The sequence below is a fragment of the Mesorhizobium sp. M0166 genome, from assembly GCF_040322255.1.
Lineage (GTDB): Bacteria > Pseudomonadota > Alphaproteobacteria > Rhizobiales > Rhizobiaceae > Mesorhizobium.
Genome location: NZ_JAMYTD010000027.1, coordinates 1 through 14,479, shown reverse-complemented (window position 1 = coordinate 14,479; position 14,479 = coordinate 1). Strand labels below are relative to the sequence as shown.

Genomic DNA, 14,479 nt, shown 5'->3' with positions numbered 1-14,479 from the left:
GGCCTGCAACACAAATCGCCCGGAGCATCGCCTAACGGTTGATCAGCCATAGAATGGCCGAGAGCACGATGCTGACCAGTATCCCCGTGGTGATGGGGACATAAAGCCTGAAGTTCTCACGCTCGATCACGATATCGCCGGGCAGCCTGCCAAGGCCGGTCCGGGCCAACCAAGGCCACAGCAGGCCTATGGCGACTATGCTGAGGCCAACGACGATCAGAGTTCGCGACATGGCAGCATCCTGCCGGAAATAGCATCGTGCCAGAAATATGGTGTTGACGGGTCTTGCAAGCAGCGCTTCCTTTCGATGTTGCCTCTTGAGTTGAGGTTGAAATCTGATACAACCTAAAAGAGCATCAAGGGAGGGATTGGATGCAGATTTCCATCTGGCATTGGGCTATACTGCTGCTGCTGATCGGCGTGCCTGTTTTCTTTGCCGTTCGGTCAGCCGCAAAGCCATTACAGGATCCTTCGGCTCTCGTAGGTTTCGGAGGCTGGCTCATGCTGCTGGCGATTGGACAGTGCTTGGCACCTTTCCGCACGCTGGCTGAGCTGTTCTCTTCGAGCGAGGGCTATCGACAGCTAATGACGCTCCCCAATGGCACCTTGGCGGTCTACGGCGAGGTTGCCCTGTTGCTGGCGTTTCTGGTGCTTCAGGTGATTGTGTTCGTGGCAATGCTTCGGCGGAGTTCCCGCTTCAAGCAGCTATTCCTGTGTCAGTGGTTTGCAATACCAATCGTGTTTATTCTGGACGCGGCGTGGACCTCAGCGGTTATGAGTGCTCCTGTGAGCTTGGTGCTTGCAGGGGATGCGCTGGTAATGCCCGTAGTTTCTTTTGTCCTGACCGGGATTTGGGTCGCCTACGTCTACAAGTCGGTCAGGGTGAGAAACACGTTCGACATGGCCGCGATATCCGGTCAGGTCGCGAGTGCTTCATAGAGCTTGCCGCGAGTCCTATGTATGGCTGCCGACAAAAATGCCGGGCGCCCAGTGTGGACCCGGATCACCCGGCTACTAGGCCTGCTCGAGCGAGGATTTCAGGAGCCGGCGTGACATGCCCGTGCGGCTTGCAGTAGACGGGGTCGATCGCGCGATAGCCGAGCAGATGGCCGAGTGGCGCCAGGATTCCCAGCGCCACTCGCTGAATCGCAGGTGGCGGGTGCGTGAAGACGATCACGTCGGCAAATTCCCTGGCAATGACCGCCGCCTGAAGCGGTGAAGGTCTGCCTTTTCTGTCCACCTTGCCGGCATTGGCCAGGCCGAAGAGCATGCCGATCAGCAACTCGAAACGGTTCGGGTCGACATTGTCCGCACCTGGCGCCCGGTCGACTTCGACCAGCACATGCGCTTCTTCGGTTTTGCTGCTGTTCCACCAATCATGTGCGACGCCTGCTTCGACCGTGGCGGATTGGCCAGGCCCCAGGGACAAGGTCTTCCCTGCGATGCAAGCGTCGAGTTGGCCACGCAGGACGGTAAACCGTTCTGTCAGGGTCGGGTGGAAGTGCTCGCCCACCACGGCGGCTCCCGGCCGGGCGGTCAGATGAGCGATGCCAGGTCCCTGGCCGCGGTCTTCGGTGCCACGCAGGATGACTGCATATTCGCCAGTCACCTTGTTCTCGTAGACATCTCCACAGCGTGACATGGAACGGCTCCGGAGTTTCCGAGCACCACTGCCCGGCAACTCTATCGTCAAAGGCTTGGTCGTTCAACGACGCTCGAACGGGCGATTGCGGAAACACCAGTTGCCGGCTCTTCGTCAACGCGGGCGACCGACGCTCTACCGAACATGCTTGGGCGGCCGCGCCCGCGGAAACGGCACGACCGTCAGTGGCGCCTTGCGGAATTCCGCGATGGCTATTTCTTCAATCAGCGCGTCGAGGGCCTCGTTGACGCGTCGGCTCGTTTCATCCGCGCCGCAGAGGCGGTTTTGTGCGCACTCCAAAAGCTCGCGCGCCGCGGCGAAATCACTTCGCATGACAACACCCGTTGGTTTTGGCCCGCCGCACGGACATTGTCGGCGCGCTTAATTGAGCGAGTGCTAATATACACAGAAGCAATTGAATCGAATGCTGTTAAATGGCCCGGGGAGGGCCGAAATGCTGGCACTGTAAGGGCGAGACACGAATAGGTTCGGCGTCTCCTGGTATGAGATGCCAAAGCGCAATCCGGTGTCAGATTAAGCCGGCAATTTCAGGCAAAGTTTGTGGTTCCCCGACGGGGACGGAACGCGCGAGCCTAATTGGTTCTTGGGCGGCTTAAGAATTCTCTGGCGGCGGCAATCTGGCGTCGATGCTCGCGAAGGAATGCCGCGCCGAAACAAATCGCAAAGGCCAGTACGGAAAGGCTTGTCGTTGCTCTTGATGCTGGATCGGGATCGGGACTTATCAGGAAACGGAAACCAAGCGCGAAGGCGAAGACGACAAGGCCACCAAACATTCCGTTGATGAAGGGGGCGGTCGTGCGTTTCTGCTCCAACGAAGACTCCTAGGTTTTCCGCTAGGGAACTATGGTTTCCGCCAGGGAATATATGTGTTGAAGCTGATGTGCTACCGATCCTGACGGCCCCGGCCTGTGGATATCGGGGATGAGCAGATATCAAGCGCCCCAGAGGTCTCAAGAAGCCCGGTACTGGTGCCCCCGGACGGGATCGAACCGCCGACCTTCGGTTTACAAAACCGCTGCTCTACCAGCTGAGCTACAAGGGCACGGCGCTCCGGTTAGCATATTTGCTGCGCCAGTAAAGACAAAACTCCGTTTTTCGGTTCCCGGCGAACGCGCCGGTTCTGCCGCTAGGGCGTCCTGAAAACGGCCAATTCGCTCCCTATATTGATCGAAGGTGCAATCGCATCAGCGAGGCTGTCGCATGATCAGGTTTGTCATCATTCTCCCGCTCGTCATCGTGGCCTGGGTTCTCCTGGTGAAGCTTATCAAGGATCTGAAGCGCGCCAATATCGACTGGACCGGCGTCACCACCATCATCGGCTTTATCGCGCTCGCCTTCTGGCTTCGCCATATCACCGGGATGGGCTGAGGCCTGCCGATTGTTCCGGTGAACTGTCGAACGGCGCGACCGTTCATGGTCGCGCGGCTGACAGCACCGGACCGGCCGATTTCCCCCGTCGAGAAAAAATCAAAAAAGATCTTCGAACCTTTTTCCTTGTCGGGACGACTGATGGTCAAGAGGCGGTTGGATCGCCTCCCACAACAAGGAGATCGTCATGTTCAATCGCCCCATCGTTTCCGGCCTCGTCGCCACCACTGTCGCCGCCGCCATGCTGGTCGGCACCGTTCAGCCGTCGGCCGCCCATCACAAGCACAAGCACCTCGGCATCGGCATTGCCGCAGGTGTCGGCGGCTTCCTGCTCGGCAGCGCGCTGGCCCAGCCGCGCACTGTCTATATCGAGGAAGACGGCGACTCCTGGCACGTCCGGCGCTGCCTCAATCGCTACCAGAGCTACGACCCGTACTCGGACACCTATGTCGGCCACGACGGCTATCGCCATCGCTGCCGGCTTTGAGAGCCACTATGCCAGCTTTGAGAGCCACTATGCCAGCTTTGAGAGGAGGTGACCGTTTCAGGCAACCGGAAGAAGGGGCACCCCACTGCCGCTTTTTCTGTGTGTCTGGGCTCCTATTCGAATGGTCGACCGCCACCGTCGGCATAGCGCATCATTTTCGAATTGGGCGCCGTCGATGAAACTGCCAATCTCCCCCCTTGCGGGGGAGATGCCCGGCAGGGCAGAGGGGGGTGCTGTCCCGCACTACCTGTCAATAGATGACAATCAAGCCCTACGCCAATTCCAGTTGGAGTGGCTAAACATCGAAGCCGGCGATCCTTCCCACCCCCCTCTGTCCTGCCGGACATCTCCCCCGCAAGGGGGGAGATTGGATTGCCGCACGGCTTTCGCCAACCGCCAACACCGAAGACTGCCTTATCCCGCCGTTCGGCTCTTGCCGATGTACAGGGGTTTCGCAGCACCCTAATCTACAGGCCGAACGGCAATCTACTGCCAAGCCGAAATAGGGAGAGGGCGCTTGGGCGAGCACGATCCGAACGAACAGCCGATCGAGACGGTTTTCCGCAACGGCACAATCACCACCGTCGGCATCCTGCTGGCGTTCTCGTTGGGCTTCATCACGCATTGGGCCGCCAACCCGATACCATGGGAAATCTATCACCTGGCCGCAGTCGTGCCGATTTTGATCGGCATTGCCCTGCAGATACGAGCGCTGCGGTTGCTGCTCGACTTAACGTCTCTACAACGGCGCGTTTATGAGCGCGCCAATCGTATCTTCATTGCCGGCCTCATCTTCACCGCCTGCGGAGTTGGGCTGGCGATGCTGCTTGATTTCTACGACCTGTCGACCAAGAGCGCGGTGCCCGGGGCCTAGCTCTGGCCATCCTGGCAGATGTCGCACCATCGGCGCTGGTCAGCGCTGCCATGCGCTCGGTTCGCTGCCAAGGCCGGGAGGGGTCGGCAGGCCGCCGATCATCCTCGTCACCTCCGCTGCTGCATCGCGCACCAGCGGGCCGATCTCGGCCAGCCGTTCCGGCGTGACCCGCACCGTCGGCCCGGAGACCGAAACGCCGCCGATCGGCTCGCCGAATTCGTTGAAGATGGCGGCGGCGACGCAGCGCATGCCCGGATGCCGCTCCTCGTCGTCGACCGACCAGCCGCGCAATTTGATCGTCACCAGGTCGCGGGCGAGCGCCGAGATGTCGGACAGCGTGTTTTCAGTGAAGCGCTCCAACCCGGCCCGGCGCAGGATGGTGGCGACGCGCTCCGGCTCGAGATGCGCCAGCACTGCCTTGCCGATGCCCGAGGCATGGAAGGAGCTGCGCGTGCCCGGCCGGAAGAAGGCGCGGATCGCCTGGTGCGTCTCGACCTGGCTGACGAAGACGACGCAATCGTCCTCGGCGACGCCGAGATTGGCCGTCTCGCCGGTCTTCTCCATCAATTCCTGCATGACGATTCGGGCGCGGTCGACCAGCTTGCGGCGGCGCAGGAACGCCGCGCCCATGCGGTAGGTCTCGACGCCGATCGACCACAGCTGGTCGGTGCCGTCGAACTCGACCATGCCATGGTTCTCCAGCGTCGTCAGCATGCGGTAGGCGGTGGATGCCGGCAGACCGGAACTGGCGGCGATCTCGCTCAGCGACAGGCCGCTGCCATCGGCGACGATTGCCAGGATGCGCAGCGCCCGGTCCAGCGACTGCACCGAGGCGGCCTCGGACGGCCCGTTGAAGGCGCGCGGGCGGCCGCGCTGACGTTTTTCGGTGCTTTCCATCGGGCCATTCTTCGCCCTGTTCGCCCCAACAGGCAATGAAAAAGTTTTTCACCGATTTGCGGAGCGAATTCGTGGAAAACAAAAAAATCAATCAATTCAAATTATAGTAGCTGTTTTCTAGAAATGAAAAAATATTCTGAAAAAATTGAAACATCATTGGCGCGCTGGCATTATCAGCCATCAACACATCTCGTGGAGGCTGGCATGGCCAGGATGCGCGCAGTCGACGCAGCGGTTCTCGTTCTCGAAAAGGAAGGCATCTCCTGTGCCTTCGGCGTGCCAGGTGCTGCGATCAACCCGCTCTATTCGGCACTGAAGGCGAGGGGCAGTATCCGCCACATCCTTGCGCGTCACGTCGAGGCGGCCTCGCATATGGCCGAAGGGTTTACCCGCGCCAGATCGGGCAATATCGGTCTGTGCATCGGCACTTCGGGTCCCGCCGGCACCGACATGATCACCGGCCTCTATTCGGCCGCCGCCGATTCAATTCCCATCCTCTGCATTACCGGGCAGGCGCCGCGCGCGCGTCTCAACAAGGAGGATTTTCAGGCCGTCGACATTGCGGCGATCGCCGCACCCGTCGCCAAATGGGCGGTCACCGTCATGGAACCCTATCTGGTGCCGATGACGCTGCAGAAGGCGTTTCACCTGATGCGCTCATCGCGGCCGGGGCCGGTGCTGATCGATCTGCCGGTCGATGTGCAAATGGCCGAGATCGAGTTCGACATCGATGCCTACGAGCCGCTGGTGCCGTTCAAGCCGGCATTGTCGCGCGCCCAGGCCGAGAAGGCGTTGACGATGCTGAACGCGGCGGAAAAGCCTGTCATCGTCGCCGGCGGCGGTATCATCAACGCCGATGCGTCCGATCTGCTGATCGAGTTCGCCGAGGTCACCGGCGTGCCTGTCATTCCGACGCTGATGGGCTGGGGCGCGATCCCCGACGACCACCGCCTGATGGCAGGCATGTGCGGGCTGCAGACCTCGCACCGCTATGGCAATGCGACGATGCTCAAAGCCGATTTCGTTTTCGGCATCGGCAACCGCTGGGCCAACCGCCACACCGGTTCGGTCGACGTCTACACCAAGGGCAAGAAGTTCATCCACGTCGATATCGAGCCGACGCAGATCGGCCGGGTCTTCGCACCGGACCTTGGCGTCGTCTCGGATGCCGGTGCAGCACTTAAAATGCTGCTCGACGTCGCGACCGAATGGAGGACGGCCGGAAAATTGCGCGACTGGTCGGGCTGGGCCGGCGAATGCCGGCAGCGCAAGAAGACAATGAAGCGCAAGACCCATTTCGACCAGGTGCCGCTGAAGCCGCAGCGCGTCTACGAGGAGATGAACAAGGCGTTCGGCCGCGACACCACCTATGTCACCACGATCGGCCTGTCGCAGATCGCCGGGGCGCAGTTCCTGCATGTCTATAAGCCGCGCAACTGGATCAATTGTGGCCAGGCCGGGCCGCTCGGCTGGACGTTGCCGGCAGCCCTCGGCGTTCGCGCCGCCGATCCGGACCGCCCCATTGTCGCGCTGTCCGGCGACTATGATTTCCAGTTCATGATCGAGGAGCTGGCGGCCGGCGCTCAGCACAAATTGCCCTATATCCATGTCGTGGTGAACAACGCCTATCTTGGGCTTATCCGCCAGGCGCAGCGCGGCTTTTCGATGGATTTCGAAGTCAGCCTGGCCTTCGAGAACGTCAACCGGAAAGACGAGCCTGAGGCGGGCTACGGCGTCGACCACGTCGCCGTTGCCGAGGCGATGGGCTGCAAGGCGGTCAGGGTGCGCCGGCCGGAGGAATTCGCCGGTGCCTTCGAGGAGGCGCAGCGGCTGATGAACGAGCACCAAGTTCCGGTCGTGCTTGAATTCATCCTCGAGCGCGTCACCAATGTTTCGATGGGTACCGAAATCGACAAGATCACCGAATTCGAGGAGCTTGCCGAACACCACGAAGATGCCCCCACGGCAATCGTCATGCTCGATTAAGCCGTTTATGAGGAACTACTGCCATGCCACGGTTTTCAGCCAATCTTTCGATGCTCTTTCCCGAGCATGACTTTCTCGACCGGTTCGATGCCGCTGCCCGCGCCGGCTTCAAGGGCGTCGAGTATATCGGCCCTTATGACCATGCCCCGGATGTCGTCGCGGCCAGGTTGAAGAAGAACGGGCTGACGCAGGTCCTGTTCAACCTGCCTGCCGGCGACTGGGCCAAGGGCGAGCGCGGCATTGCGATCCTGCCGGACCGCGTGCCGGAGTTCCGGCAAGGCATTGCCAAGGTCGTCACCTATGCGCACGCGCTGGGTTGCGAACAGGTCAATTGCCTCGCCGGCATCGCGCCGCAGGGCGTCGATCGCTCCGTGCTGGAAGACGTCTTCGCCGAAAATCTGGCTTTCGCGGCCGAAAAGCTGGAGCAGGCCGGCATCCGGCTGCTGATCGAGCCGATCAACACCCGCGACATTCCGGGCTTCTTCCTGAATTACTCGGATCAGGCCCTGGGGCTGATCGACCGCGTCGGCTCGAAGAACCTGTTCCTGCAATACGACATCTATCACATGCAGATCATGGAGGGGGATCTCGCCCGTACCATTGAGGCAAACCTCAACCGCATCGCGCATATCCAGCTTGCGGACAATCCCGGCCGTCATGAGCCGGGGACGGGCGAGATCAATTTTCCCTTCCTGTACAGCCACATCGACCGCATCGGCTATTCCGGCTGGGTCGGGGCGGAATACAAGCCGAAGGGCGGAACAGAAGCCGGGCTCGGGTGGTTTCGGGAGCTGGCTGGGCAGGGGAGTGCGGCGGCGTAGACGCTACGTATCGCACGTCGCGTTCCTGCGCGCCCCCCTCTGGCCTGCCGGCCATCTCCCCCACGAGTGGGGAGATCGGCAGTTCCCGCGCCGGCCCTTAAACTTTCCTGACCTCGAAAATTGGCGAAAGCGGCGGTGACATCCAATCTCCCTCCTTGTGGGGGAGATGGCCGGCAGGCCAGAGGGGCGCGCGCAGGAACGCCGCCTTAACAAGAAACGGAGAACCAAAATGGAAACCATCGGCTTCATCGGCCTCGGCATCATGGGCGCGCCGATGGCGGGGCATCTGCTAGACGCGGGCTACACCGTCTTCGCCAGCGACCACCGCTCGAAACCGCCGGCCGATCTCGTCGAAAGGGGTCTGAAGACCATCACCGGCCACAGCGCCGTCGCGAAAACGGCCGACATCGTCATCACCATGGTTCCCGACACGCCGCAGGTGGCCGATGTGCTGTTCGGCGAGAACGGCGTCGCGTCCGGGCTGACAAGAGGCAAGCTGGTCATCGACATGAGCTCGATCTCGCCGATCGAGACCAAGGAATTCGCAAAAAAGATCAACGATCTCGGCTGCGACTATCTCGACGCGCCGGTGTCGGGTGGTGAGGTCGGCGCCAAGGCAGCGTCGCTCACCATCATGGTCGGCGGTGAGGAAAAGGCCTTCGAACGCGCCAGGCCCATCTTCGAGAAGCTGGGCAAGAACATCACTTTGGTCGGACCGAACGGCGTCGGCCAGACCACCAAGGTCGCCAATCAGATCGTCGTCGCGCTAACCATCGAGGCCGTTGCCGAAGCGCTTGTCTTTGCTTCAAAAGCCGGCGCCGATCCGGCCAAGGTCAGGCAAGCGCTGATGGGTGGGCTGGCCGCCTCGCGCATTCTCGAAGTGCACGGCGAGCGCATGATCAAGCGCAGCTTCGCGCCCGGCTTTCGCATCGAGCTGCACCAGAAGGATCTCAATCTCGCGCTGGAAGGGGCAAAGGCGCTTGGTGTTGCGCTGCCCAACACCTCGTCCACGCAGCAATTGTTCAATTCCTGCGCAGCCAATGGCGGCGCCAAGGAGGATCATTCGGCACTGGTGCGGGCACTGGAGCGGATGGCTGGCCACGAGGTTGGGTGAGAGTGAGGTGAATTAGTCTGCAATAGCTTCGATGGGCCGACTTCGTTCGACCGCATAGCGTATGAGATCGGCAAAATGTTTCAGAAAATCTTTGGATTCCTCCGACATTCCTTCAGTTCGCCCAAGTGCCTCAACTTGCTTGGTCAAGGAAGTTAAGGATTCGATCGGAAGAGTCGCGTCCTCATAGAAATCTTCGAATTTCAGTATGAGTTCAAACGCGTTTTGGTTTGCAATTGACACGATTTCATGATGCGCAGAGGGACCTACCGATACGCATCGATCGATATGTCCATCTGGATTGAGAACGGCAAAATCCAATGACATGCATTGCGTCCTATTTGCCGCGCGCGAACCACCTTTGGGCCGCATAAAGCGCCACCGCCGCGGCATTCGACACATTGAGCGAGCGGATGGCGCCGGGCATGTCGAGGCGGGCGAGCGTCGTCACCGTTTCGCGCGTTTTCTGGCGCAGGCCTTTGCCCTCGGCGCCAAGCACCAACGCGATCTTTTCTCCGGCAAAGCTCGTTTCGAGCTCCGCCGGCCCGTCCGAGTCCAGCCCTATCGTCTGGAATCCGGCCTCGTGCAACTGGCCCAGCGCGTCGGCGAGGTTCTTCACCTCGATCTGATCGATGTGTTCGAGCGCGCCGGAGGCCGACTTCGCCAGTACGCCGGATTCCTGCGGGCTGTGGCGCGCCGTGGTGATCAGTGCGCCGGCGCCGAAGGCCACCGCCGAGCGCAGGATCGCGCCGACATTGTGCGGATCGGTGATCTGGTCGAGCACCAGCACCAGCCTGGCGTCGCCAAGCGCATCGAGCCGCTTCGGTTTCAGCGGCTCGGCCTCGATGAGCACGCCCTGGTGCACGGCATCCGAGCCGGTGACCTTGTCGATGTCCCTGGGTTCGACCAGTTCTGCCTTGAAGGGCAAAGCGCCGAGATCGGCGATTGCCAGTCGCTCGGCAGCGTTGCGCGTCACCAGCATCTTCCTGATCTTGCGGCGCGGATTGTCGAGTGCTGCCCGCGCCGTGTGCAGCCCGTAGAGCCGCACCAGCCCATCCGCCGGGTTCTCGCCGGGCGGCACTGGCTGGCGCGGCCTGAACGTCGGCGCGCCGCCGCTCTTCTCGTCGCGATGCGCGCGGCGCAGCTTGGCGTAGTGGGTGTCTTTCGGGGTCTTTGATTTGTTATCGTTGCTCATGGCCGGCTTCTATAGCCGTGTCGTCCGGCCATGGATACAGCTGCATAAGCTGCATGTCAGGCGAGGTGCGAAATTCAGCGCTTTTTGCCGGGCTGTTGCGGTTGACAGTTTTGGGCGCTGCCGCCATAAGGCGCTTCGCGGAAGGGCTGCTTTGGCAGCCGCGACGCGTCGATGCCTCGTTGCATGGCTCCGGCGGCAGACTGGAGAGGTGCCCGAGTGGTTAAAGGGGACGGACTGTAAATCCGTTGGCTATGCCTACGTTGGTTCAAATCCAACCCTCTCCACCACTGCCGGCCCGGAAGCCCTGAAACGCAGAGCGAGCGTCGGAGCGGATCCGATGCTGACTGAAAGGGCGCGGGTATAGCTCAGTGGTAGAGCAGCAGCCTTCCAAGCTGAATATGCGGGTTCGATTCCCGCTACCCGCTCCAGATTTCCCCCAGCCGCGGGCACCTCGCGCACGATCCCGAAACAGGCAGCGCCAAGCGAAGCGCTTTGCCGTTAATTCAAGGTTGCGCGTCCAAACGGGCGCGCATCTTAATCTGTGTTATCGTTGTCCCGAACCGCAGGCAGCGCGGAAGGCGTCAGCTAGCGAATTTGCTGAATATGGACGCGAGCTGGTTCTGCTGCGGCACTTGCCCGTTCGGCGTCAGCTGATCGACAAGCCCGGGCAAGGCCGCGGACAATTGCTGGAGCAATTCCTGCTGGTTCAGACCCGTCCTTTGCGCGATCTCCTGAATGATCTGCGGGCCGAGAGCACTGCCCAGATCGTTGGGGTTGATCGGCTGGTTCTGACCGGTGCCGACCCACGAATTGGCGACGTTGCCGTGGCCGGCGTCCTTCAGTTTGTCGAGCAGGCCGCCCAGACCGCCGAGCAGTCCGCCGTCGGCGGATGCGGTTGTATCAGGCGGGACGGCGGCAGGGCTCTGCGCCGCCTCCGGCTGGGCGGAACTTCCACCACTCAGCATTTTTCCCACCAAAAGTGCGCCGAGCGCGATCATCAGCGGCTTGGCAACGTTGCCGCCGGGAACGGCATTGTCAAACAGTCCCATTGTGGATCTCCATGTCAAATTGCCCGTCCGTCGCCGACAATGACGCATTCATGGCGAATTTCAAGCCGGTTTGAGCTTTCCGTAATCATGATTTTCAAGTTGGCTTGAGCTTTGCTTAATAATGTGGAAGTAATCGGGTGCGGGGAACGGAGAGGAAAAATGTCAATATTAAGCTGGATTATTCTCGGCGTCATCGCCGGCTTCATTGGCAGCAAGATCGTCAATAAAAGCGGGCAAGGCCTTGTGCTCGACATCGTCCTCGGGATTGTCGGGGCTATCGTCGGCGGGCTCATCTTCAGCGCCTTTGGCGCGTCGGGCGTTACCGGGCTCAACATCTATAGCCTGATCGTAGCCGTGGTCGGTGCGGTGGTTGTCCTGTGGGCCTATCACCAGTTCAGCGGCAAGAGGGCACTCTAGAAGCCGTCCGGCAGTTGCGTCGGCATTCACCCGAATGCCGACCGCTTATCTGATCCTTTTGAGGATTTCGCGGATCAGCGTGTTGAAGCCGGCTTCCAGTCCTCTCACCATGATCGGCCATAATTCCTCGAGCAGTCGCTGCCATGCGGCATCGCGCCCAATCCTCACCGGCAGATTTGGCATCGCGCCCATTGCCGTCACGTCGCGGCGCAGCCGCTCGCCACAGGCGCTTGCGCCGCTGATCGTCGGATCGAAGGGCAGCCGGGTGAAATCCCATTTTCCGCGTAGTTCGATGCCGAGATTGCTCTCGACTTCGGCATGCGACAACACCGTTTGGGGCGTGACCTTGATGCGGTAGTACTTGCAGAGTTCGGCGACAACCCCGGTCATCGCGTCCCACTGCGCCCTGGTCATCGGATAGCGGCCGGCATCGAACGGCCTTTCCGCCGCCCCGGCCATGCAGCAGAGCGAAACCCCGATCGAGCCGCCGTTGCAGTTGAGCGTGTGCGCGGCATATCCCGGTTTTACCCGGCCCGAATTGAGCGCGATCGAAGGCCGGCCCCTGACCAGGCGGCCATTCCCCTCGACCAGTATGTGATACGCATCCCTGTCGGTATCGCCGGCCGAATGCGAGCCGGCCGTCCAGTGGCAAATGACGCGCCTCATCGCAACATTGGGCAACCAGTCGGGCGGCAATGCCACAGAAATCTCCGCGACATGAGTTCAGTGACTGAGCACAGCATAGTTTCCTTGGCGGCGGACGCGAAAACGAAACGATAATTTGGTTGAGCGTTTCTAACGGTCAGCTACTCGCCGGCATCTCCGGCGACCGCGTGTTCTCTGTATTGCGGCAGATCGTCGGTGATCGTGAACCACTTCGCCTTGGAGCCGACGAAGATGTGCTGTGTCGGCCGGATAGTCGGCTCGTCGACGAGGGTTCCCATGGCGACATGCACGAAGGCACCGTCGCGGACCACCGAATAGAGCAACGAGCCGCAGGTCTTGCAGTGCGCGTTATGGCCGGTTTCGTCGCCGAAGATCATGAGATTGTCCTCGCCGCTCGCCAGGCTCAGCCTGTCGCGCTCGATGCCGGCCAATGGCTTGAAGGCCGAGCCGGTGGTGCGCCGGCAGTTCGAGCAGTGGCAGTTCGCGGCATAGACGAACGCGTCCGCCACCGCATACTGAACGGCGCCGCACAGGCACATTCCGGCGAGCGTGCGGTTGCTTGCATTCTGGTTGCTTTCGTTGTCCGGGCTTGCCACGCGCTCCTCCTATTGTGCAGGCCGATTTCAGTTTCAAGCGACGACGGTCAACCGGCGCTTGCGCTCGTCGAGCGAGACGATGGTCAACCCGCTGGCCACTACCAGCAGGATGCCGCAGATGGCCAGCGCATTCGGGAGCTGCCGGAAAACCACCAGGCCCGAAATCACCGCCCAGACGGTAAAGCAATAGTAGAACGGCGCTACCACGCTGGTCGGCCCGACGCGATAGGCCATGAAGATGAAGAAGTGGCCGAAGATCAGGAACAGTCCGGCGCCGCCCATCAGCAGCAGGTGACGGGTCTCAGGCACCACCCACTGCTCGGAAACCAGATGCGCAACGCCGGCGCCCGCGAGCACCACAATCACCGCGGAAATAGCCACGACCATTCCCGGCACGTCGGCGGCGACCTTGCGTCCGGCCAGATCGCGCGCCGCGGACAGGGCTGCATTGCCTAGCGCCAGCAGGGCGTAGACCGAAATCCCCTGCATTGTCGGTTGTGCCACCATCACCGCGCCGACAAAGCCGAGCCCGATCAGCGCCAGGCGTAGCCCGCCGATCCGTTCGCCAAACAGCATCGAGGAGCCGACCAGCATCAGCAAGGGCGTGATCTGCCCGAGCGCGGTCGAATCGGCGATCTGCATGTTGGCGAGCGCCACCACGTAGCAAAGGATCGCACCCAGTTCGAGCATGTTCCTGCGCAAAACCTTGGCGTCGAGGATCAGCGGAATCTGCTTGCCATAGCCCAGCATGAACAGCAGCGGAATGCCCCACAATGTTGCCGCAGCGCCGCGCAGGAACAGCACCTCATAGGGCGGCAGTCCCGCGGTTGCGAGCTTCATCATCGTGTCGTTGACGATGTAGGACCCGGTCGAAACGACCATGAACAGCGGGCCTCGTATGGCAGTCGGGATGAAATGCATCGGCCCACGAAATCAGACCCGCGCCAGGGCGGCAATGGGCCAGATCCGGCTGTAAATCCGTCAAAGCCGTCAGCCGCCGCCGTAACCATTCCATTTGCCCTTGTTCGTTCCTATATCCGCGCCACATTCTCCGAAACCGGAACAAGCGTTCGGGCGGGCGGGCGCGCTCGGCGACAAGGCACTTGTGTTTTTCGGCCTTAGTCGCTAATCGCCCCGCATTCGACTGAACTGAAGGTCCAGGCCGTCCCCAGGCCGTCCAAGGAAAGAGACTATGGCAAAAGGTAAATTCGAGCGCACTAAGCCTCATGTGAACATTGGCACGATTGGTCACGTCGACCATGGCAAGACGTCGCTGACGGCGGCGATCACCAAGTATTTTGGCGAATACAAGCGCTACGACCAGATCGATGCGGCGCCGGAAGAGAAGG

At 61.1% G+C, this 14,479-nt stretch carries 20 protein-coding genes and 3 tRNA genes; 11 read left to right on the top strand and 12 right to left on the bottom strand.

From position 1 onward, the window contains the following. Window positions 1-31: 31 nt before the first annotated feature. Window positions 32-232 carry a DUF2905 domain-containing protein gene (locus NKJ46_RS24315; RefSeq protein WP_023679908.1) on the bottom strand — a complete coding sequence of 67 codons (201 nt, stop codon included), beginning with the start codon at window positions 230-232 and terminating at the stop codon, window positions 32-34. 140 nt (window positions 233-372) lie between these two features. Between NKJ46_RS24315 and NKJ46_RS24310 the strand changes: the two genes are divergently transcribed. Continuing rightward, window positions 373-939 carry a DUF2569 family protein gene (locus NKJ46_RS24310; RefSeq protein WP_352668203.1) on the top strand — a complete coding sequence of 189 codons (567 nt, stop codon included), beginning with the start codon at window positions 373-375 and terminating at the stop codon, window positions 937-939. 64 nt (window positions 940-1,003) lie between these two features. On the opposite strand, the gene NKJ46_RS24305 is transcribed toward NKJ46_RS24310, so the two are convergent. From NKJ46_RS24305 to NKJ46_RS24290, 4 genes are all read right to left on the bottom strand, one after another. Continuing rightward, complete coding sequence (locus NKJ46_RS24305; RefSeq protein ID WP_352668200.1) at window positions 1,004-1,642, bottom strand: cupin domain-containing protein; 639 nt, start codon at window positions 1,640-1,642, stop codon at window positions 1,004-1,006. A 135-nt stretch (window positions 1,643-1,777) separates the two neighbouring features. Continuing rightward, a complete protein-coding gene (locus tag NKJ46_RS24300) occupies window positions 1,778-1,975 on the bottom strand; it encodes a hypothetical protein (protein WP_084641813.1) in 198 nt (65 codons plus the stop codon). A 260-nt stretch (window positions 1,976-2,235) separates the two neighbouring features. Then, on the bottom strand, window positions 2,236-2,475 hold the full coding sequence (locus NKJ46_RS24295; protein ID WP_352668199.1) for a hypothetical protein: 240 nt from the start codon (window positions 2,473-2,475) through the stop codon (window positions 2,236-2,238). A gap of 154 nt (window positions 2,476-2,629) precedes the next feature. Further along, a tRNA-Thr gene (locus NKJ46_RS24290) sits at window positions 2,630-2,705 on the bottom strand. A gap of 158 nt (window positions 2,706-2,863) precedes the next feature. On the opposite strand from NKJ46_RS24290, the gene NKJ46_RS24285 reads away from it, so the two are divergent. The 3 genes from NKJ46_RS24285 (at window position 2,864) to NKJ46_RS24275 (ending at window position 4,392) form a co-directional block, all read left to right on the top strand. Beyond that, window positions 2,864-3,031, top strand: coding sequence for a hypothetical protein (locus NKJ46_RS24285; RefSeq protein WP_352668197.1), 168 nt, complete (start codon window positions 2,864-2,866; stop codon window positions 3,029-3,031). Window positions 3,032-3,218: 187 nt separating this feature from the next. Continuing rightward, a complete protein-coding gene (locus NKJ46_RS24280; RefSeq protein WP_352668195.1) occupies window positions 3,219-3,518 on the top strand; it encodes a BA14K family protein in 300 nt (99 codons plus the stop codon). A gap of 517 nt (window positions 3,519-4,035) precedes the next feature. Further along, a complete protein-coding gene (locus NKJ46_RS24275) occupies window positions 4,036-4,392 on the top strand; it encodes a hypothetical protein (RefSeq protein WP_352668192.1) in 357 nt (118 codons plus the stop codon). Window positions 4,393-4,431: 39 nt separating this feature from the next. Here NKJ46_RS24275 and bhcR read toward each other — a convergent pair whose 3' ends face one another. Further along, complete coding sequence (gene bhcR / locus NKJ46_RS24270) at window positions 4,432-5,289, bottom strand: HTH-type transcriptional regulator BhcR (RefSeq protein WP_352668191.1); 858 nt, start codon at window positions 5,287-5,289, stop codon at window positions 4,432-4,434. A 204-nt stretch (window positions 5,290-5,493) separates the two neighbouring features. On the opposite strand from bhcR, the gene gcl reads away from it, so the two are divergent. The 3 genes from gcl (at window position 5,494) to NKJ46_RS24255 (ending at window position 9,210) form a co-directional block, all read left to right on the top strand. Beyond that, window positions 5,494-7,275: a glyoxylate carboligase gene (gcl, locus tag NKJ46_RS24265; RefSeq protein ID WP_352668189.1), complete on the top strand. Its 1,782-nt coding sequence runs from the start codon at window positions 5,494-5,496 to the stop codon at window positions 7,273-7,275. 23 nt (window positions 7,276-7,298) lie between these two features. After that, entirely contained in the window at window positions 7,299-8,096 is a 798-nt protein-coding gene (gene hyi / locus NKJ46_RS24260) for a hydroxypyruvate isomerase (protein ID WP_352668187.1), read from the top strand. A 229-nt stretch (window positions 8,097-8,325) separates the two neighbouring features. Next, window positions 8,326-9,210: a 2-hydroxy-3-oxopropionate reductase gene (locus NKJ46_RS24255; RefSeq protein WP_352668184.1), complete on the top strand. Its 885-nt coding sequence runs from the start codon at window positions 8,326-8,328 to the stop codon at window positions 9,208-9,210. 12 nt (window positions 9,211-9,222) lie between these two features. On the opposite strand, the gene NKJ46_RS24250 is transcribed toward NKJ46_RS24255, so the two are convergent. Together NKJ46_RS24250 and NKJ46_RS24245 are read right to left on the bottom strand one after the other, a co-directional pair. Next, complete coding sequence (locus tag NKJ46_RS24250) at window positions 9,223-9,534, bottom strand: hypothetical protein (protein ID WP_352668182.1); 312 nt, start codon at window positions 9,532-9,534, stop codon at window positions 9,223-9,225. Window positions 9,535-9,544: 10 nt separating this feature from the next. After that, window positions 9,545-10,402: a TrmH family RNA methyltransferase gene (locus NKJ46_RS24245; RefSeq protein ID WP_352668181.1), complete on the bottom strand. Its 858-nt coding sequence runs from the start codon at window positions 10,400-10,402 to the stop codon at window positions 9,545-9,547. 202 nt (window positions 10,403-10,604) lie between these two features. Here NKJ46_RS24245 and NKJ46_RS24240 point away from each other — a divergent pair. Together NKJ46_RS24240 and NKJ46_RS24235 are read left to right on the top strand one after the other, a co-directional pair. After that, window positions 10,605-10,689 (top strand) — tRNA-Tyr (locus NKJ46_RS24240). Between the two features lie 67 nt (window positions 10,690-10,756). Continuing rightward, window positions 10,757-10,830: transfer RNA gene (locus NKJ46_RS24235), tRNA-Gly, on the top strand. A gap of 153 nt (window positions 10,831-10,983) precedes the next feature. Here NKJ46_RS24235 and NKJ46_RS24230 read toward each other — a convergent pair. Beyond that, window positions 10,984-11,451: a YidB family protein gene (locus NKJ46_RS24230; RefSeq protein ID WP_352492496.1), complete on the bottom strand. Its 468-nt coding sequence runs from the start codon at window positions 11,449-11,451 to the stop codon at window positions 10,984-10,986. 159 nt (window positions 11,452-11,610) lie between these two features. Between NKJ46_RS24230 and NKJ46_RS24225 the strand changes: the two genes are divergently transcribed. Next, window positions 11,611-11,868 (top strand): GlsB/YeaQ/YmgE family stress response membrane protein, encoded by a 258-nt coding sequence (locus tag NKJ46_RS24225; RefSeq protein ID WP_023717513.1) that lies wholly within the window; start codon window positions 11,611-11,613, stop codon window positions 11,866-11,868. A gap of 45 nt (window positions 11,869-11,913) precedes the next feature. Here the strand turns inward: NKJ46_RS24225 and NKJ46_RS24220 are convergent, their stop codons facing one another. The 3 genes from NKJ46_RS24220 to NKJ46_RS24210 form a co-directional block, all read right to left on the bottom strand. Continuing rightward, window positions 11,914-12,570, bottom strand: coding sequence for a peptidoglycan recognition protein family protein (locus NKJ46_RS24220; RefSeq protein ID WP_352668178.1), 657 nt, complete (start codon window positions 12,568-12,570; stop codon window positions 11,914-11,916). A gap of 104 nt (window positions 12,571-12,674) precedes the next feature. Then, entirely contained in the window at window positions 12,675-13,073 is a 399-nt protein-coding gene (locus NKJ46_RS24215) for a GFA family protein (protein ID WP_352668299.1), read from the bottom strand. A gap of 90 nt (window positions 13,074-13,163) precedes the next feature. Continuing rightward, on the bottom strand, window positions 13,164-14,051 hold the full coding sequence (locus tag NKJ46_RS24210; protein ID WP_352668177.1) for a DMT family transporter: 888 nt from the start codon (window positions 14,049-14,051) through the stop codon (window positions 13,164-13,166). 271 nt (window positions 14,052-14,322) lie between these two features. On the opposite strand from NKJ46_RS24210, the gene NKJ46_RS24205 reads away from it, so the two are divergent. After that, window positions 14,323-14,479, top strand: a 157-nt coding sequence (locus NKJ46_RS24205) for a GTP-binding protein (RefSeq protein ID WP_352668298.1), incomplete at its 3' end; no start/stop codon positions are given.

Coding starts and splice junctions, on each gene's coding strand:
- NKJ46_RS24315 (WP_023679908.1), bottom strand. CDS start 232: ATGTCGCGAACTCTGATCGTCGTTGGCCTCAGCATAGTCGCCATAGGC.
- NKJ46_RS24310 (WP_352668203.1), top strand. CDS start 373: ATGCAGATTTCCATCTGGCATTGGGCTATACTGCTGCTGCTGATCGGC.
- NKJ46_RS24305 (WP_352668200.1), bottom strand. CDS start 1,642: ATGTCACGCTGTGGAGATGTCTACGAGAACAAGGTGACTGGCGAATAT.
- NKJ46_RS24300 (WP_084641813.1), bottom strand. CDS start 1,975: ATGCGAAGTGATTTCGCCGCGGCGCGCGAGCTTTTGGAGTGCGCACAA.
- NKJ46_RS24285 (WP_352668197.1), top strand. CDS start 2,864: ATGATCAGGTTTGTCATCATTCTCCCGCTCGTCATCGTGGCCTGGGTT.
- NKJ46_RS24280 (WP_352668195.1), top strand. CDS start 3,219: ATGTTCAATCGCCCCATCGTTTCCGGCCTCGTCGCCACCACTGTCGCC.
- bhcR (WP_352668191.1), bottom strand. CDS start 5,289: ATGGAAAGCACCGAAAAACGTCAGCGCGGCCGCCCGCGCGCCTTCAAC.
- gcl (WP_352668189.1), top strand. CDS start 5,494: ATGGCCAGGATGCGCGCAGTCGACGCAGCGGTTCTCGTTCTCGAAAAG.
- hyi (WP_352668187.1), top strand. CDS start 7,299: ATGCCACGGTTTTCAGCCAATCTTTCGATGCTCTTTCCCGAGCATGAC.
- NKJ46_RS24255 (WP_352668184.1), top strand. CDS start 8,326: ATGGAAACCATCGGCTTCATCGGCCTCGGCATCATGGGCGCGCCGATG.
- NKJ46_RS24250 (WP_352668182.1), bottom strand. CDS start 9,534: ATGTCATTGGATTTTGCCGTTCTCAATCCAGATGGACATATCGATCGA.
- NKJ46_RS24245 (WP_352668181.1), bottom strand. CDS start 10,402: ATGAGCAACGATAACAAATCAAAGACCCCGAAAGACACCCACTACGCC.
- NKJ46_RS24230 (WP_352492496.1), bottom strand. CDS start 11,451: ATGGGACTGTTTGACAATGCCGTTCCCGGCGGCAACGTTGCCAAGCCG.
- NKJ46_RS24225 (WP_023717513.1), top strand. CDS start 11,611: ATGTCAATATTAAGCTGGATTATTCTCGGCGTCATCGCCGGCTTCATT.
- NKJ46_RS24215 (WP_352668299.1), bottom strand. CDS start 13,073: ATGTGCCTGTGCGGCGCCGTTCAGTATGCGGTGGCGGACGCGTTCGTC.
- NKJ46_RS24210 (WP_352668177.1), bottom strand. CDS start 14,051: ATGCATTTCATCCCGACTGCCATACGAGGCCCGCTGTTCATGGTCGTT.